The sequence below is a fragment of the Fodinibius sp. SL11 genome (assembly GCF_052060035.1).
GTDB lineage: Bacteria > Bacteroidota > Rhodothermia > Balneolales > Balneolaceae > Fodinibius.
Window position 1 is genome coordinate 210,592 of the sequence record NZ_JBPOEA010000004.1, and the last position, 20,268, is coordinate 230,859.

Below are 20,268 nucleotides of genomic sequence, written 5' to 3' on the forward strand. Positions count from 1 at the left end.
ATCTAAAATACCTTGATCCATTGTGTTGAACTGGAATCCCAACCGGCTGTTTTTGCCTGCAGATGGAAAGGTAAAAAAGCTCTGTTTCCATTCAATAGAAAAAACCGGCTCTTCATTTGGTTGTGTTTGATCTATAATTTGTAGTATTTTCGACCATAATGTTCGGTATTACTACTGCTTAAAGCAAATTTGCTAATGAATTACGAATTGTTAAATCCCTTACGGTGGCGTAAATCATTTCTGGCCCTAATTTTGGGCGGGATTGTTGTGGTGTGGTTCACCTTCATTGATACCTACAGCATTTGGGCGCGTATTGAACTCAACCAGCGTAAAGCCGAGCTCAAACAAAAGAAGGAACAACTCAAAAAAGAAACCCAAATACTCAAGCAGAAAATTAAAAATCTTGAGACCGATCCTTTTCTACTGGAACAGATTGCCCGTGAAGAGTACGGCATGAAAAAACAAGGAGAAACAGTCTATAAAATTAAAGAAGTTGATTAGTTGCGCCCCCTTCGTAAAACTTCGTTTCTTTTCACTTCTGCCTTATACTATATAAGCTTACATTCTTCTTAACATCTTAACTTAGTTTAACGCACTACCGGCATCAGTCGCATGAATACATCATTCAAATATTTTTGCGGATATTGGGGATTGATGCTGATTCTGTTTTTGGGATGTACCCAACCACTTTGGGGACAAGATACTACTGCGGTTCAAGATACTCTGCAAGAACAAACCATTCCTGAAGGCCGGCCGGGAACCCGAGAAAACCGGCAAACGGCCAGTCAACCTGAACAGGAAGGACAGATTAATTTTAAAGCCAGTGATTCGCTAACCTTTAACTTCGAAAAACAGCGCATTGCCACTCTTTTTGGCTCGGCCAATGTAACCCACAGCTCAGGCGAACTAAAAGCCGGCAAGGTTGCTATGAACCTCGATAGCAGCTTAGTAAGTGCCAATACCAAAACACCACAAGATACCCTCTCACAACCTGTATTGATCCGCGATGGTGATCGTGTACGGAGCAACAAAATTGATTTTAACTATAAAACCGAAAAGGGACGTTTTGAAGTTGCTCGGGTTGGCGTACAAGATGGCAATCTTATTGGCACCAAAGTGAAGAATGAAAGCCGTCATGTCGTGTATCTCGAAGATGCTATGTATTCCACTTGTCAGCTCGACCACCCCCACTATTACATTCAAGCCGCAAAAATGAAAGTGGTGGATGAGGAGGAAATATTCTTTGAACGGGCCCGGCTGTTTATCCTGGATATCCCCTATCCGCTCATTTTTCCGTTCGGTTATCTGCCTGGCAAAATTGATCAAAAGCAGTCTGGTCTGCTGGAACCTACCTACGCCTATCAACAGCGGCAAAGTCGTGGCATTGGCCTGCAGAATTTCGGTTGGTTCCAATACTTTAACGACTATATTACCGGACAGGCCTCCGTCGATATTTTTACATCCGGCTCTTATTATTTTAATGCCCAATCAAACTACCGCATCCGTGATAAATTAAACGGCGGCATCGAAATTGGGTATTCCAGAGAAAATAGCGGACTGGAACCCACTGATCCCGGTTTTACGACGAACATTCAAAAATCACTGCGCATTAACCACAGTCAGGATTTTTCTCCCTATGCCAACCTTAATGCCAATATCAATTTGAGGACACAGGATTATAACCAGCGTAACTCTTATGATCCGGATGAGCGAGCCGAAACCAGTACCCGATCTAATCTTACTTATCGATATCGACATCCCGAAGGGAAATACAACTTCAATGCATCCATTCGACATAACCAGAATTTTGCCACTAATGTAACCACCCTTTCCGGGCCTGAAATCACTTTCAATCCCAAGCGATTTACTCCCTTTGCCGGAGATCAACAAAGGTCGGGACGTGACTCAAAGTGGTACGAAAGTCTTACTGTAAACTATCAGAATAATTTCAGCTCTGATTTTGAATTCCGACCCACGGCCGGTGATTCTGCCACCGTTAATTGGTTTGAGGCACTCCGTGATCCCTCCAAGTACCGCGAAGCCACGGGTAACACTGATCACTACAAGTATGGATTTCGCCAACAAGTTGATCTGCGGATGAATCAACTTATCCCCAGTCAATATTTAAATGTAAGTGTCGGTGGTGATTTTACTGAATATTGGTATCCTACTTCGACCCGAAAAACGTTTAACCCCGATTCTGTTCGTGTAGAAGAGGAACAAGTTCGTGGCTTTAAATCAGCACGAGAATTTAGCACCAGTCTAAACTTTAGCACCAAGCTTTATGGATTAATGAACCTGAACATCGGCAAGCTCCAAAGTGTCCGACATGTTCTTACCCCATCCATTTCTCTAAATTACAGTCCCAACTTTCAAAGTGACTTCTGGGGATACTATCGTACCGTACAAACCGATACGGCCCGATCAGATGGGACCATTCCTACGCAACAATACTCTATTTTTGAAAACGAAGTATTCCGGGGACCAACCGGCAGAGAACAACGCTCAATTAATTTTAGCCTGAATAATGTATTCGAAGCTAAAAAAGTAGCTCGTGATTCCACCGGTGAAAAAAAAGAAAACATTATTAACCTTATTGATCAGTTAAGCCTTAGTTCGGGCTACAATTTTGCTGCCGACAGTCTTAAACTCAGCAACTTAAATACGAGCCTCAGGGCAAAAATTTTACCGGGATTAAATATCCGCGCCAATGCAAATTTCAACTTTTATGACCGTAACGAGCAAGGGGCACGCATCGATGATTTTTTAATTAAAACAGCCAAGAAACCCTTTGAACTAACTTCCTTTTCTACCAGTACGAGCTATTCGGTAAAGTGGGGCGAAGGCGGCTTTCAGGCAAATGACAAGCCATATTATCCACAGCAGTATAATCCCCTGAACCAAAGCATTTTCCATCCCGTTGATCCCCATTTCAATAGGCAGCCGGTTCGCGGCTTCAATTCCCCGCTCTCTTTTTCCATCGACTTTAGCTATCGGTGGAACCTAAACCCTACCGGTGTTAACAATAAATCAGCAACAATTAATGCCCGTAATATTAACTTAAAACTTACGCCCAAGTGGGATTTCCGTACACAAATCGGCTATGATCTCGTAGCAAAAGAACTTACTCCTTCCCAGTTTTCACTGAGCCGAAATCTACACTGCTGGGATCTTTCATTCACCATGAACCCGTTTGGTGACAATCAATACTATTTCTTTTCACTTCGCGTAAATGCGGGACAGCTGCAAAGCATCTTCCAGAAGTTACCAGGACTCAACAATCTCGAGCGTTCTTCCAGCGACAGCGGCCGCCGCCCTCGCGGGTTTTAAGATACCCTGCCTCTGCTCATCATGGCAGTAGATTAAAAACTGCAAAATCCTTTTATAACAAACTAACTATTCTCCTCTCCCCGATTTTTCATGTACTTCACTACATACTTACCCAACACGTCAAACTCCAGATTCACCGTATCTCCCACTTCCTTTGAATATAGATTGGTATGCTCATAAGTATAGGGGATAATAGCAACCATAAAGGTATTGTCCTCTTCATGGGCAACCGTGAGACTAATACCATCAATGGCAATACTACCCCGCCCAACAATTAAATTACTGTGCTCTTCGGGATACTCAATCGTAAAAAGCCAATCGGTATCCTCTTGCTCTATTTTTTTGATAGATCCCGTGGCATCTACATGGCCCTGCACAATATGACCGTCGAGTAATTGGTCAGGGCGCAATGAACGTTCAAGGTTTACCGGATCGTCCTCATTCAAATCGCCGATATTTGTTTTGCGGAGGGTCTCTTCCACACTTTGTACGGTAAAGGTTTTATCATCACAAGCCGTAACGGTATGGCATACTCCGTTAATGCTGATGCTCTGATCTATGCTCACTTCATTAGCAAAATCACTGGCAATAGTAATTTCTTTGCCCCCATCAAACGAAGTAATATTAGTAACCTTTCCGACTGATTTTATAATTCCTGTAAACATAGAAAATGTGTGTAAACTAAAAATGCTGTTATTATAAATACCCGGTAAAAAGCAGATCCTTACCCACCTGCCTCCACTGCACATCCCGAAACTCTATGATCTCCGACATCCTGGTGATACCCACTCCCATCACTGATTTTGTACCACCACCCAGTATTTTGGGGGCAATAAAGCATTCCACTTTGTCAACCAGCCGTTGACGCAACAGAGCCGAAGCTAAATTCTGTCCAGCTTCGACTAAAATCGAGGTAACTGGCACATGGGCCAACTCACGCATCGCTTCATCCAAATCTGTATGCCCGTCTTTTTCATCTACCAGTAACGTCTGGCCACGAAAATAATCCGACTGCAACATGCTTAACATCGGGTCCGCCTCGTTCTGAAATTTCTCTTTGTTATGAGTCAGTACAATAGTCTTTTCCTCATACTGATCCGTAAACAAATTTAAATCACGGGGTAGATCCAATGGCCCGTCAATTACAATACGCTTGGGTTGACGTCCTTCGACATGGCGTACCGTCAACCGTGGATTATCAAGCAGGGCGGTATTACGTCCCACCATAACGGCATCACATTGACTTCGCCATTTATGCACAAATGCTCGAGACTCCGGCCCACTTATCCATTCCGAATCGCCATCGGGAGCAGCGATATAACCATCAAGCGTCTGTGCAATTTTGAGCGTCACAAACGGACGATTATGGGTTTGATAGTGGAGAAAAAATTCATTTAACTGCTTGGCTTCATTCTCCATCAGGCCTACATCCACCCTAATATCATGGTCGCGCAAATGCTGAATACCCTTGCCAGCCACTTTGGGCGTAGGATCTTCCATTGCTACCACAACCCGCCTGATCGGCAGTTCAGCAAGCATCTCACAGCAGGGTGCCGTATTACCATGATGTGCACACGGTTCCAGCGTTACATATACAGTAGCCCCTTCTAAAAGGTTAGGATTGTTAACCGAATCCACAGCATTTTTTTCGGCATGTGCCTGGCCGTACCGCTCGTGATATCCCTGGCCTATCTTCTTTCCGTCCGCGGATACAATTACACAACCCACCAGAGGATTTGGTGACACATAACCTGCACCGCGTTTCGCAATTTCAAGTGCCAGCTGCATCCATTTTTCATCCGTTTTGTTCATAGCCAATCTGCCGATCTATTACCGGTAATCATGAAATATACTCAAACAAAAAAGGGCAAGAAGCGTTCCTCCTTGCCCTGAAAGTGTAATAATATTTATCTAACACTTAGCCACGTAATAACTGGGCTCGGTTATCTTCAATATCGGCTTCTTCCTTAAGCTGCTCAATCCAAATATTCATAAAGGCTTGATTTTTTTGCTGACGCAATTGCTGACGAATACGCTGCCTGACATCAGAAGTCAGATTGTTCAAATCAGCCTTATACAGCTGATCTAACTGAATCACAAAAGCAGCTGAGTTGCCTTCGATGACAGAAGACTGCTCGCCTTCGTTTAAACCAAAAATAGCTCCTACCACTTTTGGCTCACGGCCAGCTCCTTCGATTGTTGCAGCACTTTTAGCCAGAGATTCAACACTCATCACCTCTTTGCCAGCAGCCTCTGCCATGCTCTGCAGATCGTTATGCTCACCGATAAGCGCTTGAACATTGGCAACAACTTGTTGCTTGCGCTTATTATTCGTCACTAACGTTCGTATTTGCTCTTTCACCTTCTCAAAAGGTTCCGTACCGGCTTCTGTAATTTGGTTTACCTTGATTACTACAAACTGCTCGTTAAGTTCCAGAGGCTTAGATACTTGCCCTTCGTAGGCAGTTTCCAAGAACTGCATAATCTGCTGGCTTTGTCCGATTCCTGATACGAAGTTATTACCTTTTGTGGCAAATCCTTCTTTGATCTCAAGGTCACGTCGCTTGGCCTCTGTTTCGAAGCCATCTTCCTGGGCGTAAAAACTAAAGTCATCAGCGGTCTCGGCACGAGCATCAATAGTAGCAATAGGATCTGCGGTAATATCGCGGCTAAAGACCGTAAACGTCACTTCATCCGTACTTTCACCCAGTTTTTTAAGCAAGAATAATCGTCCGTCATCTTGGATAACATCCGTAACTTCGCCCTCTGCTACCTCCAAGACCGGCTGGAAGAGACCACGTATTTCATCTTTTGCCACTTCCTTAACTTCATATGAGGTTGAAGACTGATAACGATTAAAAAAGAGCGAATCGTTATCAGCTTCTTTAAAATCAGACCGTAATTGATTCATTTCTTCGAATGTACGCGCCGTATCTTTCTTGGTAGGCCTTTTATCAAAACTTACATACCCGATACGGTATGATTCTTTACGCTGGTACTTATCCTGATTGTTATTATAATACTCGCGCAACTCACTTTCGGATACCGAAATCTCACTATTAGCTACTTCGGCATATGGAAACCGTACCAAAGAAACATCAGCATACGTATTATTACGAATATATTGTTGCTCAACTTCATAGTCACTTACATCCATCGACGACTGCAGGTAGTTGTTCATTTTCTGCTGCTGTCGCTTTTGACGCATCTGCTGTTCAATAGAAATAAGCAACTGCTTATTCTCCGGAGCTTCTGCCCAAGACTGGAGGGCAACGCGATCGATAGTCCCATCCTCTTTAGAAAAATTCTGCCTGATCAGTGGATCGGGATTTGGACCTGTAATCATATCCACCACTTCCTGATCAGTCACATGGATGCCTAAATCCTGCATTTTATCCTGCAATAACCGGCTATTCACCAAATCATTCCACGCTTGCTGTTCGTACTGTGCCCGAACTTCAGGTGTCATGGAATTACCCGTTCGCTGGGAATACTGCTGTGTATAATACTGCAGACGGTTGTTATATTCTTCCAGTGAAATCGATTCGCCATTTACCGATCCAAGTGTTCGGGGCCCCTGCTGAATAACATCAAACATATTCGTATCAGCAAGCATCCATAACACTCCGAATGAGAAAATAAGTATCCAGAGAATAGCTCCGGTACTTTTTCTCATTTTGTCCATTACACCCATAAAATCCTCTTATCTACGTCTTAATTGGTTTAAAATGACATTCTTTATGCTGTTTACAAGCTTCCAAATATACAAGAAGGCAATGCTAAGAGCAATCTCACAACTCCAGAAATTATTAACGGATAGATTAGCAATAGATTATTTTTTAAGCCAATCCGAAAATTTTAAAATACCTCGATAAGCCGCATATGCTTAAGATATTTCCGGGGATTCTCGTTGATATTTTTAATCAACGAATCCATCTCTCTGGTCATACTTTCCAAATTGTTATACAGGGCCGGGTCATTAACCATTTTGCCAAGACTGCCTTCGCCGGCATTAATTTTAGCAAGAATATCATGCAACTCACTATTCGTTTTGTTCAAATCTTTACTCAGCGTTTCGAGCTCATTTAAAGATTTATCCAGACCGGTAAGAACAGAATCAATTTTTGCTTTATTATCGGTACTGATAGTATCAATATTAGACAGAAAGCGCTCGGCATGCCTGATACTTGACTCTATCTCGGTACGTTTGTTATCAAGGATGGTGGCAATATTTTGGGAAGTATTATTAAGATTTTGAACAACACTGTCAATTTTTCCTTTAGCATCTTCATCAAGAACATCATTAAGCTGAGCAAGAAAGCTGTTTAACTTTTCAAAAGATTCCGAAACATCTTCGCTCAGCTCCTGGCCTTCATCTTTCAGACTTTCCATCATACCGGGCCGATATTCTCCTCTCATCGTATCACCGTACTCAAGCATCTCAGGCGAATCACCCCGTTCTACAACAATGGCTTTCTCATCTAACAAACCTGATGACTGAAGGTAGGCCACCGAATTTTTAGGAATATTCAATCCCAGCTCAAAACTAAATGTTACAGCCACACTATCTTCTTTGGTAAGCTCCATCTTTTTAACCGATCCCACCCTTACACCATTTATGTAAATGTAATTTCCGGGCGATAATCCGTCGGTGCGATCAAAAGTGGAATGAATAATCTGGGACTGCCGAAACAAAGGCAAATCACTCATTACGCGATACCCGATAAAACCCAGTACAATGGCCGCTAAAATTGTTAATGCTACTTTTAATTCGTTACTAATTTTCAAAATAACTCCTATTAATTTCTTATTTGATACTCGCTTGCGGTGATAAAATCCATGAGTTGCTCATTATCACTGCGCCTCATCTCATCGACAGTACCGTACCAAGACAGTTTTTGGTTTTCGAGAAAAGCTACCTTTTCGGCAATTTCGAGCACGCTGTGAATATCGTGAGTAACAACAATAGATGTAATATTTAAGTTTTGGGCCAGTGAAATAATCAATTTATTAATCTCATCCGATGTTCGTGGATCAAGACCGGATGTGGGCTCATCATATATTAAAAAGTCAGGTTCTAAAATCGTAGCCCTGGCCAACGCTACTCGTCGACGCATCCCTCCCGACAATTCGGCCGGCGATTTTTCGCCAGTTCCCTCGAGGTTTACCATGCTAAGTGCATCTTCAACATTATCTATAATCTGCTGTTCAGAATAATCCGTAAAATAACGTAGTGGAAATGCAATATTCTCAAAGGTATTGAGCGAATCAAATAGCGCTGATCCCTGAAACAAGACGCCAAATCGCTGTCGCATTTTCCGCAGAGACATGTATTCCAGGTCGAACACATTTTTGCCGTCAATGATCACATCTCCGCTATCAGGATACATCAACGCATTTAAATGTTTAACCAAAACCGATTTACCACAGCCCGAACGCCCAATAATGGCAACTGTTTCTCCGTCCTCTATATCAAACGAAACATCTTCCCATACAAGGTTGGAGCCAAAACTTTTTTTGAGATTGCGTATCTCTATCATCTTTCTACTTCAAATCTTATAAAAATACCGCGGCCAATACGAAGTCAGCTAATAATACGTAAATACAGCTTAAAACCGTAGCCTGTGTAGTACTATTCCCGACCCCTTCGGCCCCTCCTGTGGCATAATATCCTTTATAGCATGACACCGAGGTAATCACGTATCCAAACACAAATGCTTTCAATATACCAAAGGTCACATCCCAGGGATAAAAGAATTCTCGTGCGCCCTGCATAAACTCAGCAGGGGGAATAGCTCCTGAAATAGCACCCGCTACAATACCACCCACGATTCCAGATATACTGGCAAAAATGTACAAAAGAGGAAACATAATTAACCCCGCAAGTACTCGTGGCAATACCAAAAATGAAACAGAGTTAAATCCCATTGATTCCAAGGCATCAATCTGTTCGCTTACGCGCATGGTACCCAGTTCTGTGGCAATACGAGCCCCTACCTTTCCGGCCAAAACCAAACTCGTTATCACCGCTGCAAGCTCTATAAGCAGTGATTCCGAAGTAATAGCACCAATTACCGAAATTGGGATAAAAGCAATTTCGAGCTGGTAGGCCGTTTGAATCGTCATCACCGCACCGGTAAAGACACCCGTTAATAAAACAATGGGGACCGACTCATATCCGATTTTAAGCAGCTCGTTGACCAAGTTTTTCTTATACGTATCTACCTCATACAACGAGCGCAGCGACCTATATAATAGTAGGCTGTACCTTCCTAATTTTTCTAATGCTTCCATAAATTATGTTGTGCTAAAAGAACGCTGGAAACTATTAAATTTCTGCGTAGTTGTCATTTCATACGCTTTAATTTTTCAACTATATTAAGCACCTGCAATCAATCATAACAATAACCATTTTATGGCCCGTTTTTACGACGATATTATTGATAATATTATAGTGGGTAGAATCACTATAGCCTTTAGTATTTTGGTTGTTGTATTTATCGTAGGTTCTATTGGTTACCATCTTATTGAAGGTATGCATTTTTTCGATGGTTTTTATATGACCTTTATCACCATAACCACCATCGGATTTGCAGAGTTGACAAACCTCTCCCAGGCCGGCCGTATTTTAACAATGGTTATTTTTGTAATGGGTATTGGCGTCATCTCATATATCGCCTCTCAAACAACACAGATCATATTTGAAAGTGAAATTTTTAGGTTACGTGCTATGAAAAAACAACTGGAAAAAATGGACCAGCATTACATTTTAGCCGGCTATGGCCGGATAGGACATCGCATAGCAGAGGTGCTTCAAAATGCCAACATTCCTATTGTTGTAATTGAAAATAGAGAAAGTAGTATTGAACGAATCAAAAATGATAACCTTTTATACGTTAATGGAGATGCACAGGATGAAGAAGTACTAAAACAGGCCGGTATTGAAAGAGCCAAAGGCTTGATCTGTACTCTCTCCCTTGATCAGGATAATGTGTTTGTAACACTTGTAGCTCGAGAATTAAATCCTAAACTCTTTATTCTTGTGCGAACAAATCACCATCACAATACTAAAAAAGTTAAGCGGGCCGGCGCGAATAAAGTGATTTCGCCCTACGAAATTGGGGCCGATCGCATGGCGAATGTTATACTGCGCCCGAATGTTGACCAGTTTATGGAGAAAATCCTGGGTGGCACGACGCAAGATCATGTATTTGACGAAGTAAAGATTTTCGAAGGCTCTGAATTCGCTGATAAAACACTGGCAGAAGCCCAGATCCGTCAAAAATACTTTGTGGTTATTATCGCCATTATCCCGGAGGACAAGCAAGATATTCGTTTTAATCCCGGTAGTGACGATAAAATTTCTGTTGGCGATTCTCTTATTGTATTGGGGGATATTGAACGTATAAAACACCTTCGCGAAGAAGGATGTGAAGATTTTCGCACACTTGAAGAAAGAGTCTCAAACTATGATTTCATACATAATATGAATCCATCTAAAAATAATATTCAATCTGCATGATACGATATCTAACGGCCGGTGAATCACACGGACCACAACTAACAGGCATTGTCGAAGGTGTTCCGGCAGGACTCCCTATTACGGAAGATGAAATTGCTCTTCACTTGGCTCGGCGCCAAAAAGGATATGGACGCGGTGGACGTATGGCGTTTGAAAAAGATCGCGCAGAAATTTTATCCGGCGTTCGCTTCGGTAAAACCACCGGTGCTCCCATCGCTATGCAGATGCCTAATCGTGCCCATGAAAAAGACGATTCTAACTGGCCTAAAGTGTTAGCGAAAGAAGGCGATGGCGAAAGTGTAGAAAAAATTACCGTCCCCCGACCTGGCCATGCTGACTTAACGGGCGTGCAAAAATATCGGTATGATGATATTCGTCCCGCTATTGAACGCTCCAGTGCCCGTGAAACAGCAATGCGTGTGGCCTGTAGCTCGATCGCCCGAAAATTCCTAAAACATTTTGGTATCGAGATTGGCGGACACGTTACCCGAATCGGCAGCGTAGGTTATGAAAATTCTTGGGAAGATGTTCGGGAGATCGTTGATCCACTGGCCGAACATGGTGCAGAAACCATTTTCGAAAAGTCGGATGAATCACCTGTTCGATGCCTTGATAAAGAGCTTACCCAGGAGATGCGCGATTTGATTATCAAGCGCCGAAAAGAAGGCAGCTCACTCGGCGGACATTGGGAAGTAGTAGTCACTGGCTTACCGGAAGGCCTCGGCAGCTTTGTCCACTGGGATCGCAAGATCGAAGGGCAACTGGCACAGGCTGTTATGGGTACGCAAGCCATGAAAGGGGTAGAAATTGGACAAGGCTTTGAGTCCGGCCGCCGACATGGCCAAGTGGTGCATGATGAAATTAAGTATGAGAATAACACCTTCAAACGGAAAACCAACCGCATGGGTGGGCTCGAAGGCGGCGTAACCACGGGCATGCCCCTAATTATTCGCGGCGTAATGAAACCTATTCCCACCATGCTTACTCCCATCGACACCGTGGATATTGAGACCAAAGAAAAGAAAGATACCCGCTATGAACGTTCTGATGTATGCGCCTTACCTCGGGCAATTGTGGTGATGGAAAGCGTAATCGCACCCGTATTGGCCAATGCATTTCTGGAGAAGTTTGGAGGGGATTCGATCGAGGAAATAGAAGAGCGGTATCAAAAATAACAATAGTATTAAATGCTAAATGATCCATGAAAACAATTTCTGTATCTTATTGTTGGAACATAAAATACCTCGTGCACCTTTAACGTTATCGTAACAGGTTATGACTTCAGATCAACAGTCAAAAATAAAACAGTTGGCCCGCCAGATTAAGAATAATCCCGGCGATTCGTTTTCGAAGTTTGCCTTAGCATTGGAATTTCGTAAACAGGGTGACTTCAAAAAAGCACGTATTTTATTTGAGGATATTCTGTCAAGCGATCCCGACTACGTTGGGGTTTATTACCACTTGGGAAAATTGTATGAAGCACTAGACCGGCTGAACGATGCTCAAACCTTATATCAAAAAGGAATTACCATCGCCAACAATCAAGATAAGCAACGTACAGAGAAGGAATTAAAGGAAGCGCTGCAACAACTTGAAATAGAAATGGAAGAACGATCGAGCTGATGAGGAAGATGAATAAACTGACTAAAGTATTACTACTTCTTTTCGTTGTGTCTCTTGGACTAACATCCCTTGGTTTGGCTCAAAGTCAAACACACACCGTAAAGCAAGGTGAAACACTGTTCAGTATTGCCCAACAGTATGATATCGAAGTGGAGCAAGTAAGAGCATGGAATAATCTGCGTGGTAACGAACTCTCAGTCGGGCAGACATTACTTGTTCGTGCTCCCTCATCCAATTCGGCTATTACGCATACCGTACAACGACAAGAGACTCTTTTTTCGATATCGAAGCAGTATAATGTGAGTATTGCTGAGATTAAAAGCTGGAACAATTTAACCGGAAATAATCTTCAGGTTGGGCAGGAATTAACAATCTATCCATCTGAGTCCAACAAAAACGAACAGCAGTCGCTGGTCGTAGAAAAACAAGCACAACGCAATACTTACTACGTGGTTAAAAGCGGAGATTCACTGTACAAGATTGCTCAAGAGCACGACATGACAGTTGATGAGCTGAAGTCACTTAACAATTTAACATCCAATATCATCAGAGTAGGCCAACAACTGACCGTTCGCAGCAATCCTGCTCCGCCTCCATCGGTAGCTGATAATGAAATTGAATCTTCTCCACAGGGTAAATTCATGGTTCATACTATATCCGGAGGGGCAAAATCACTACAAGATCTGCTTAATAAATTCCGCATGGATGAACAGGAGTTTCGGGCATTAAATCCCTCGGCCAATCGAGACCGATTCGAAAGTGGAAGTAAAGTTACCGTATTAGCACCATCCTCTAAAACCTACAAAAATCCTTATTTAATGAGTTCCAGCCTACAGGATTTGGGTTCAACAGCAGTATCCCAATACAGCAAAGCTGAGCGTGGAAATCCTACTACAAACGGGGAACTCTATAATCCAAATGAGTTAACTGCCGCCCATTCAAATATTTCGCTTGGATCGATTATCTTTATTAAAAATAATGACAACAGTCGGGGCGTATATGTGCGTATTAATGATCGCCACTCCGGTAATGGACTTAAACTATCATCAGCGGCCTGGAAAACCCTGAACTTCACCGGCAATCTTCCCACTGTGACTATTTATCAAAATCAATGAGTACTATCAGGCAATCTATAAAACATTATTTTTCATCAACCCATACCCTTCTATACAGCTATTTAATTAGCCTTCCGCTATTGCTGCTATACGAAGTACTCATTTTTTGGGCTCAACCTGATTCAGAACAGGTAGTCCGTATCTCTGTTGATGTGTGGATCAAAACATTGTTCTCATATATCGGCAAGGATGTGCTCTCAATCACACTCATTTTAGTGGCGCTTGTCGGGGTGTTTGTCCTCTATCGCGAACGTAAAAAGTTATCTTCGCTAAAGTTGAGCTACTTTTTTACAATGGTCATCGAAGCTTCATTCTATGCCTTTTTTCTAGCGCTTTTAATTAACATAACAGTCAGCGGGCTACTGCAGATAGTCCAAACCTCACCCATAGAAACTTTAACGACTTTACAACAATTGGCCCTTTCGCTGGGAGCCGGCCTATATGAAGAACTCTTCTTTCGCGTTATTTTAGTATCCGCGTTGCTATTTATCTTCAAAAAAGTTTTTAACAAACAATCAATGGCCTTTGCCAGTGCTATTCTTTTGGCCGCAGTCATTTTTAGTTTGGTTCACTTCGTGGGTGCTTTTGGGGATCCCTTTACAATAGGTTCATTTTTATTTCGTTTCTTATTTGGTATTGCTCTCAACGTCATCTATTTATGGCGTGGCTTTGGAATGGCTGCGTGGACACATGCTATTTATGATCTAATGGTTATTGTGTACTAAAAACACCTCATAGTAACAGTCAGTGAAGACACATTGTTATTTTGTGCAAATCCATCTTAGAACATTTATGCTAACTATGAGGTATATCAGTTAAAACAATTAACGTTTTAAACCCATAATTGATATTATAAAATTTGTTATATTTCAATTTAAGGGAAAAGTGCTATTGATTTGAGTGTATTACTCTTAAGTATTATTGATTTGACACATCATTTGAACATTATTGATTTAACAACCAAGAGTTAAGCTATTGGGATGGCTGAATTAACAAAAGAAGAGATCCAAAAACAGGAAGATTTCGAAGAAGAAATTGTTCCTCATTTGGATGCCATGTATAACTTTGCCCTTCGCCTTACTTCTGACCCAAGTGATGCCGAAGATCTTGTACAAGATACTATTGTGAAAGCATTTCGCTTTTTCAGCAGCTATGAAAAAGGTACCAATGCCAAGGCTTGGCTATTCCGTATCCTCAAAAACTCTTATATCAACAATTACCGTAAACAGTCTAAGCAACCCAACCAGGTTGATTACGATGAGGTTTCCGAGTTTTACGAAACAATTCGAGCCGACCGGACGGATACTTCTGACCTCGAAGACAAAATGTTTCGTGAGCTTGTTGATGATGATATTTCTCAGGCGCTGGAGGAGTTGCCCGAAGATTTTCGTACGGTTGTATTGCTTTGTGATGTGGAAGGCTTCACCTACGAAGAAATTGCAAATATGCTGGATGTTCCCATAGGTACCATCCGATCTCGATTGCACCGGGGACGAAATCTTTTAAAAGCCCAGCTCAAGGAGTATGCTGAAAAACGAGGTTATAAAGAGGATTAGAAGTATAATAGCTTGCTAAGCCTTTGCCGTCGCCTCTTCTTCTACCTGCTCAGGCTTTTCATCCACCTTCAGGATCACCCGCATCGTCGTTCCCTCACCCAACTCCGATTTATGAACAACCAATTTACCATTGTGATATTCTTCGATAATTCGTTTCGTCAGGCTTAACCCCAATCCCCAACCTCGCTTTTTGGTACTGTAACCGGGTTTAAAAACCTCACTTTGATATTTCTTTTCGATACCTACCCCTGAATCGGTGATATCAATAAACACTTCATTCTCTACACGCTCCAATTTAACTGAAACGTACGATTTTGTGGTATTGGATCTAATAGCATCCATTGCATTTTTAATCAGGTTCTCCAGCGCCCACTGAAAAAGATCCGGATTAACTTTGGCACGCACATTGGAATCAATATGGCGCAGCACATCCACATTTTTGCCAAGCTGGGGCAAACGCTGCTCCATATAATCGATAACCTCTTCCAAAATAGGCTTTAGCTTTTGTGGATTTAACTCTGGCTCCGATCCAATTTTATTAAACCGTTCGGCCACCCCCCGCAACCGGCTGATGTCATTTTCGAGCTCGTCACATATTCGCTGCGTAAAATCATCCTGTTTTTCCTCCCGAAGCAGTTCTACCCATCCATACAAACTCGATAAAGGCGTCCCCAATTGATGGGCGGCCTCTTTGGTCATACCCACCCACAAGTTAGATTGCTCCGACTTGGCAATCGTTCGGTAACTCACATAACCAATGCCCAGCAACACCGCCAGCAAACTCAGTTGGATATAGGGGAAATACCTGAGATACCGTACCGTCGGACTTTCCCCATAATACACATACTGAGTTTGAGAATAGTCTTCATTCCCCAGCTTGATCTCAATAGGATCGTTGATGGCAGCAAACCGATCTATTAAATCCTGGTTTAACGGCTCTTCCACATGATTAGAAAAAATAATTTCACCGCGTTCATCAACAATGATTCGAGGCACCTGAAAACGAGCCTCGCTCAACACAATTTCCTGCGTAACGAATGTTTGAGAGGTCCGGTCGGCTTCAGCTTCTTCGATCATTTCTATCACACTATCGGGAACCGCAGCATTGGCATTGGTTCTAAGATAATTGGAAGCGGCCAACAGATTTTGACTGATCTCTTCTTGGGTTGGGTTACCGGTATATTCTATGGCCTTAGCCCACAGCTCAATTCCCGACCGCTCCTGGGTAAGAATTCTATTAATTAAATACTGATTATAGGCAAATGATCCGATACCAAGCAGAATAAGCAGCGCCACCAAAACGATATTTATTCTGTTGGATGTAAGTTGAATTTTCATACCAATGCGGATAGAATATATGGCCTCTTAAAATACATGCTGATATATTTTACAAAATAAAAAAGGCATCACCGAATTGATGATGCCTTCAAAATAAATTTTTGATTTCACCTTCTAAGCAGAAGCTTTACGCTTTTCGTAAACAGGTGGTGCTTCATCGAGTATTGTTTCTCGTGTAACCACGCACCGCTCAATATTGTCCATAGACGGCAGACTGTACATAATATCCAGCATGGATGATTCCATAATAGATCGCAATCCACGTGCCCCCGTACCTCGATCAAGGGCCTTTTCAACAATAACTTCAAGTGCTTCTTCTTCGAATACAAGCTCGACACCCTCCATCTGAAAAAGCTTCTTATACTGCTTTACAAGAGCATTTTTGGGTTGCACCAGAATTTTGATCATCGCATCTTCATCCAGTTGGTGCAGGCCTGAAATGACAGGTAAACGACCAATCAATTCTGGAATCAAGCCATATCGCTGCAGATCTTGTGCTTCAACGTGGGTAAAAATATCGGGATCATCCCTGTCGTATGTTACCTGCTCGTCGGAATGAAACCCAAGAGAGCTTACCGAAAGACGCTTGGAAATAATTTCTTCCAATCCGCTGAAAGCACCACCACAAATAAACAAAATATTGGAGGTATCAACCTGTATAAAACTCTGTTCGGGATGCTTGCGTCCCCCTTTGGGTGGTATATTGGCTACTGTTCCCTCTAAAATCTTAAGCAGTGCCTGCTGCACTCCTTCTCCGGATACATCACGAGTAATCGATGGGTTATCACTTTTGCGGGCTACTTTATCGACCTCATCAATATAAACAATACCGCGCTTGGCTTCTTCCACATCGTAATCGGACGCTTGCAACAGGCTTGAAAGTATACTTTCCACATCTTCGCCCACATAGCCTGCTTCGGTAAGTACCGTTGCATCGGCAATGGTAAAGGGAACGTCAATAATATCAGCCATTGTGCGTGCCAAAAGCGTTTTACCACAACCGGTAGGTCCAAGCAGAATGATGTTGCTTTTTTCTACTTCGGTATCATCAAATTCATCCCCCAATTCAGTACTTATACGCTTATAATGGTTATAAACGGCTACCGACAATGTTTTTTTGGCGCCCTCCTGTCCTATTACATACTCGTCAAGACGGGATTTTATTTCTGCCGGCTTCAAAAGGGGTTTATAATTCTTTTCCCGTTTTTCTGACATCGAAGCCAGATCGCTTTTTACAATTCCTGAGGCGTCAGCCACACATCGATCGCAGATATACACATCGTTAGGACCGGCGACCATGCTGTTTACTTCATGGCTTGATCGTCCACAAAACGAACAGTGAATTGTCTTATCGTTGTTATTTTCTTGGTCGCTCATTGTCCTCTAACTGAAGTCTTAAAAATTACTCTTCTTTCTTGCGTTTCATAATATTATCTACCAGCCCATATTCTTGAGCTTCTTCGGCGGCCATCCATTTGTTACGGTCGGTATCCTCCATAACCTGATCTACCGATTTGCCGCTATGCTCGGCAAGTACTTCGCTAATCAATTTTTTGATGCGTAAAATCTCCTGAGCTTCAATTTCAATATCACTTGCCTGGCCTCGCACCCCGCCCAATGGCTGGTGAATCATAACACGAGAGTTTGGAAGCAAGTTACGCTTGCCAGCAGCTCCACCGGCCAACAATACTGCTCCCATAGATGCTGCCATCCCTACACAGGTCGTCGCTACATCGCACTTAACGTACTGCATAGTATCATAGATGGCAAAACCTGCCGATACCACACCACCCGGGCTATTGATGTATAGGTTAATATCTTTTTCAGGATCTTCTGACTCAAGGAACAACATCTGTGCTACTATAGAACTTGCTACAGCATCATTAACAGGAGTCCCCAAAAAGATAATGCGATCCTTTAAAAGGCGCGAATAGATATCAAAAGCTCGTTCGCCCCGCTCAGTCTTTTCGACGACCATGGGTACCAAGTTGTTATTCTGGACTCGGTCGGTATTGCCTGCGTCGTTTGGCATTTCGTACAATGGTTGCTTTTCCATAAGTGAATCAGAAATAATAGATTTATTCAATAACTAATGTGACGGGCATTACGCCTCAATATCTTCGTCGTGTTTTTCCTGATAGGCTTCCTTATCAATCTCGTTGATTTTAACTTCATCTTTTAACCTATCAAACACCTTATCTTCTCGAATGCTGTTTCGCAAACTCTCAAGCTGCTGCGGATTCTGTGCAAACATGTTCCGCATTTGATCAACACCGATACCATAACGGGATGCTTCGGCCTCTAAGTGCTGATCTATATCTTCGGGTTTTATCTCGATATCATCAAATTTTTCTTGCAGCTTCTCATTAAGGAAAAACCACTTGGCATCGCGAATCGCGCGATCCTCCATGTTTTCCTTGTATTCCTCTTCATCAAAATCAGGTGGCAACTGTCCCTGTGACTGCTGCTTTACCCGTTCAACATATTGATTCTGCACCTGATTCTTAAACACTTCAGGAACTTCAAACTCATGTTTATCAACAAGCGCATCAATAATATCGTTCTTGAACAAGTCATCGGCCGACTGATCGTAATAATTCTGAATTTTACTTTTGATCAGGCTTTTAAACTCATCTACGTTCTTGGCCTCTCCATCTGAGGCTTGCTTGGCAAATTCATCAGTAAGATCGGCCTTGTGCAGCTTTTCGACCTTTTTGACAACTAATTTAAAACTGTGCGTATGGTCGTCATGACCGATTTCAACGTCCACCTCATCGCCAAGTTCATGACCAAGAAGGTCATCACGAAATTGATCTGATTCTTCTTTCGTGAGGTCAATGGTTTCTTCGGTTTTATTTTCTTCTTCAGGCTCCCCATCGTCATTCAACGGAATAGCATCAACAGTAACGCGATTATTTTCGGTAATCTCCTCTTCAACTTCTTCCCAGTTACCCTGCTGCTGTAGCTGACGATCAAGCTCTTCGCTAACCTCTTCGTCCGTAACATCGTGGACCAACCGGTCCACTTCAATCTCATCAAGATCAGTCAACTCAAATTCCGGACGAGCTCCAATTTTAAACTTGGCCTCGAGCTCATCATTTTCCCAACTGAGATCCAGCATCTGACTTTCGCCGACCGGTTCATATTCAGGAACTACCTCGTTCTCAAAAACCTCCTGAACATACTTGCCAACTTCTTCCTGCTCGATTTCATCCCCAAAACGTTTACGAACAATTTTAAGGGGCACCTTGCCAGGACGGAAACCGGGCATATTAATTTGTCCGCGATATTTTTTGTAAGCCTCTTTAAACTTCGGCTCCAAATCTTCACGATCGGCCGAAATGATTAATTCTTTGTCTACAGAGGTGATGTCATTGACTGTTATTTCCACAGGACTACTCCAGATAGTATTTTATTAGAACGGTAAAAGTGATAAAATATGTATGTACGAGAGGGGGGACTCGAACCCCCACGCCTTAAAGGCACTAGATCCTAAATCTAGCGCGTCTACCAATTCCGCCACTCTCGCAAGTGCTCAATTAATCAGTAATTATCCAGATTTTGAGAGTCTCGAAAAATATGGCTTTTTTCTTCTGATTTCAACACTAATAATACTCAATTTTTTGTTTTCAGTACTATGAGTCATAGCTTCAATTTTGTAATTTCCAATTCTACACCCGAACACCAATCCTGACTATCCATATCCATGTTTTACAACCTGCGCTTGGTTTATATCACCACAAAAGACAAACAAGAAGCCAAAACAATTGGCAAAAAGCTGGTC

The 20,268-nt window shown here is 42.4% G+C and carries 18 protein-coding genes and 1 tRNA gene; 8 read left to right on the forward strand and 11 right to left on the reverse strand.

The window, feature by feature from the left end; genetic code table 11:
* Nucleotides 1-195: 195 nt before the first annotated feature.
* Nucleotides 196-501, forward strand: a complete 306-nt coding sequence (locus ACQ76V_RS08100) for an FtsB family cell division protein (RefSeq protein WP_440999984.1) — start codon at nucleotides 196-198, stop codon at nucleotides 499-501.
* 111 nt (nucleotides 502-612) lie between these two features.
* Nucleotides 613-3,330 carry a putative LPS assembly protein LptD gene (locus ACQ76V_RS08105; protein WP_440999985.1) on the forward strand — a complete coding sequence of 906 codons (2,718 nt, stop codon included), beginning with the start codon at nucleotides 613-615 and terminating at the stop codon, nucleotides 3,328-3,330.
* Between the two features lie 62 nt (nucleotides 3,331-3,392).
* On the opposite strand, the gene ACQ76V_RS08110 is transcribed toward ACQ76V_RS08105, so the two are convergent.
* The 6 genes from ACQ76V_RS08110 to ACQ76V_RS08135 all read right to left on the reverse strand — a co-directional run bounded on the left by ACQ76V_RS08110 (nucleotide 3,393) and on the right by ACQ76V_RS08135 (nucleotide 9,624).
* Nucleotides 3,393-3,995, reverse strand: a complete 603-nt coding sequence (locus ACQ76V_RS08110; RefSeq protein ID WP_440999986.1) for a riboflavin synthase — start codon at nucleotides 3,993-3,995, stop codon at nucleotides 3,393-3,395.
* 31 nt (nucleotides 3,996-4,026) lie between these two features.
* Complete coding sequence (gene ribD / locus ACQ76V_RS08115) at nucleotides 4,027-5,142, reverse strand: bifunctional diaminohydroxyphosphoribosylaminopyrimidine deaminase/5-amino-6-(5-phosphoribosylamino)uracil reductase RibD (RefSeq protein WP_440999987.1); 1,116 nt, start codon at nucleotides 5,140-5,142, stop codon at nucleotides 4,027-4,029.
* A 106-nt stretch (nucleotides 5,143-5,248) separates the two neighbouring features.
* Nucleotides 5,249-7,015, reverse strand: coding sequence for a peptidylprolyl isomerase (locus ACQ76V_RS08120; RefSeq protein WP_440999988.1), 1,767 nt, complete (start codon nucleotides 7,013-7,015; stop codon nucleotides 5,249-5,251).
* Between the two features lie 173 nt (nucleotides 7,016-7,188).
* Complete coding sequence (locus ACQ76V_RS08125) at nucleotides 7,189-8,118, reverse strand: MlaD family protein (RefSeq protein WP_440999989.1); 930 nt, start codon at nucleotides 8,116-8,118, stop codon at nucleotides 7,189-7,191.
* Between the two features lie 11 nt (nucleotides 8,119-8,129).
* A complete protein-coding gene (locus ACQ76V_RS08130; protein ID WP_440999990.1) occupies nucleotides 8,130-8,870 on the reverse strand; it encodes an ABC transporter ATP-binding protein in 741 nt (246 codons plus the stop codon).
* A 16-nt stretch (nucleotides 8,871-8,886) separates the two neighbouring features.
* Nucleotides 8,887-9,624 (reverse strand): MlaE family ABC transporter permease, encoded by a 738-nt coding sequence (locus ACQ76V_RS08135; protein WP_440999991.1) that lies wholly within the window; start codon nucleotides 9,622-9,624, stop codon nucleotides 8,887-8,889.
* Between the two features lie 121 nt (nucleotides 9,625-9,745).
* On the opposite strand from ACQ76V_RS08135, the gene ACQ76V_RS08140 reads away from it, so the two are divergent.
* From ACQ76V_RS08140 to ACQ76V_RS08165, 6 genes are all read left to right on the forward strand, one after another.
* On the forward strand, nucleotides 9,746-10,852 hold the full coding sequence (locus tag ACQ76V_RS08140) for a potassium channel family protein (protein WP_440999992.1): 1,107 nt from the start codon (nucleotides 9,746-9,748) through the stop codon (nucleotides 10,850-10,852).
* The gene (aroC, locus tag ACQ76V_RS08145) at nucleotides 10,849-12,027 is read left to right on the forward strand and encodes a chorismate synthase (protein ID WP_440999993.1); all 1,179 of its coding nucleotides are present in this window, start codon (nucleotides 10,849-10,851) and stop codon (nucleotides 12,025-12,027) included. Before ACQ76V_RS08140 ends, aroC begins: the two co-directional genes overlap by 4 nt.
* Nucleotides 12,028-12,127: 100 nt before the next feature.
* Entirely contained in the window at nucleotides 12,128-12,475 is a 348-nt protein-coding gene (locus ACQ76V_RS08150; RefSeq protein WP_440999994.1) for a tetratricopeptide repeat protein, read from the forward strand.
* An 8-nt stretch (nucleotides 12,476-12,483) separates the two neighbouring features.
* A complete protein-coding gene (locus ACQ76V_RS08155) occupies nucleotides 12,484-13,590 on the forward strand; it encodes a LysM peptidoglycan-binding domain-containing protein (RefSeq protein WP_440999995.1) in 1,107 nt (368 codons plus the stop codon).
* On the forward strand, nucleotides 13,587-14,315 hold the full coding sequence (locus tag ACQ76V_RS08160; protein WP_440999996.1) for a CPBP family intramembrane glutamic endopeptidase: 729 nt from the start codon (nucleotides 13,587-13,589) through the stop codon (nucleotides 14,313-14,315). The genes ACQ76V_RS08155 and ACQ76V_RS08160 overlap by 4 nt, the downstream gene beginning before the upstream one ends.
* 255 nt (nucleotides 14,316-14,570) lie before the next feature.
* Nucleotides 14,571-15,146 (forward strand): sigma-70 family RNA polymerase sigma factor, encoded by a 576-nt coding sequence (locus tag ACQ76V_RS08165; protein WP_095605293.1) that lies wholly within the window; start codon nucleotides 14,571-14,573, stop codon nucleotides 15,144-15,146.
* Between the two features lie 15 nt (nucleotides 15,147-15,161).
* Here ACQ76V_RS08165 and ACQ76V_RS08170 read toward each other — a convergent pair whose 3' ends face one another.
* The 5 genes from ACQ76V_RS08170 to ACQ76V_RS08190 all read right to left on the reverse strand — a co-directional run bounded on the left by ACQ76V_RS08170 (nucleotide 15,162) and on the right by ACQ76V_RS08190 (nucleotide 20,013).
* Nucleotides 15,162-16,484, reverse strand: coding sequence for a sensor histidine kinase (locus ACQ76V_RS08170; protein ID WP_440999997.1), 1,323 nt, complete (start codon nucleotides 16,482-16,484; stop codon nucleotides 15,162-15,164).
* 114 nt (nucleotides 16,485-16,598) lie between these two features.
* Nucleotides 16,599-17,861, reverse strand: coding sequence for an ATP-dependent Clp protease ATP-binding subunit ClpX (gene clpX, locus ACQ76V_RS08175; protein ID WP_440999998.1), 1,263 nt, complete (start codon nucleotides 17,859-17,861; stop codon nucleotides 16,599-16,601).
* Between the two features lie 25 nt (nucleotides 17,862-17,886).
* Nucleotides 17,887-18,516: an ATP-dependent Clp endopeptidase proteolytic subunit ClpP gene (gene clpP / locus ACQ76V_RS08180; RefSeq protein ID WP_440999999.1), complete on the reverse strand. Its 630-nt coding sequence runs from the start codon at nucleotides 18,514-18,516 to the stop codon at nucleotides 17,887-17,889.
* A gap of 72 nt (nucleotides 18,517-18,588) precedes the next feature.
* On the reverse strand, nucleotides 18,589-19,875 hold the full coding sequence (gene tig, locus ACQ76V_RS08185) for a trigger factor (RefSeq protein ID WP_441000000.1): 1,287 nt from the start codon (nucleotides 19,873-19,875) through the stop codon (nucleotides 18,589-18,591).
* Nucleotides 19,876-19,930: 55 nt separating this feature from the next.
* Nucleotides 19,931-20,013: transfer RNA gene (locus ACQ76V_RS08190), tRNA-Leu, on the reverse strand.
* Nucleotides 20,014-20,268: the final 255 nt, after the last annotated feature.

What these genes read in the sequence shown, in the direction of transcription:
- ribD (WP_440999987.1), bottom strand. Translation starts at nt 5,142, where the DNA reads ATGAACAAAACGGATGAAAAATGGATGCAGCTGGCACTTGAAATTGCG.
- aroC (WP_440999993.1), top strand. Translation starts at nt 10,849, where the DNA reads ATGATACGATATCTAACGGCCGGTGAATCACACGGACCACAACTAACA.
- clpX (WP_440999998.1), bottom strand. Translation starts at nt 17,861, where the DNA reads ATGAGCGACCAAGAAAATAACAACGATAAGACAATTCACTGTTCGTTT.
- ACQ76V_RS08110 (WP_440999986.1), bottom strand. Translation starts at nt 3,995, where the DNA reads ATGTTTACAGGAATTATAAAATCAGTCGGAAAGGTTACTAATATTACT.
- clpP (WP_440999999.1), bottom strand. Translation starts at nt 18,516, where the DNA reads ATGCCAAACGACGCAGGCAATACCGACCGAGTCCAGAATAACAACTTG.
- ACQ76V_RS08170 (WP_440999997.1), bottom strand. Translation starts at nt 16,484, where the DNA reads ATGAAAATTCAACTTACATCCAACAGAATAAATATCGTTTTGGTGGCG.
- ACQ76V_RS08130 (WP_440999990.1), bottom strand. Translation starts at nt 8,870, where the DNA reads ATGATAGAGATACGCAATCTCAAAAAAAGTTTTGGCTCCAACCTTGTA.
- ACQ76V_RS08100 (WP_440999984.1), top strand. Translation starts at nt 196, where the DNA reads ATGAATTACGAATTGTTAAATCCCTTACGGTGGCGTAAATCATTTCTG.
- ACQ76V_RS08150 (WP_440999994.1), top strand. Translation starts at nt 12,128, where the DNA reads ATGACTTCAGATCAACAGTCAAAAATAAAACAGTTGGCCCGCCAGATT.
- ACQ76V_RS08135 (WP_440999991.1), bottom strand. Translation starts at nt 9,624, where the DNA reads ATGGAAGCATTAGAAAAATTAGGAAGGTACAGCCTACTATTATATAGG.
- ACQ76V_RS08120 (WP_440999988.1), bottom strand. Translation starts at nt 7,015, where the DNA reads ATGGACAAAATGAGAAAAAGTACCGGAGCTATTCTCTGGATACTTATT.
- ACQ76V_RS08155 (WP_440999995.1), top strand. Translation starts at nt 12,484, where the DNA reads ATGAATAAACTGACTAAAGTATTACTACTTCTTTTCGTTGTGTCTCTT.
- ACQ76V_RS08165 (WP_095605293.1), top strand. Translation starts at nt 14,571, where the DNA reads ATGGCTGAATTAACAAAAGAAGAGATCCAAAAACAGGAAGATTTCGAA.
- ACQ76V_RS08160 (WP_440999996.1), top strand. Translation starts at nt 13,587, where the DNA reads ATGAGTACTATCAGGCAATCTATAAAACATTATTTTTCATCAACCCAT.
- ACQ76V_RS08105 (WP_440999985.1), top strand. Translation starts at nt 613, where the DNA reads ATGAATACATCATTCAAATATTTTTGCGGATATTGGGGATTGATGCTG.
- ACQ76V_RS08140 (WP_440999992.1), top strand. Translation starts at nt 9,746, where the DNA reads ATGGCCCGTTTTTACGACGATATTATTGATAATATTATAGTGGGTAGA.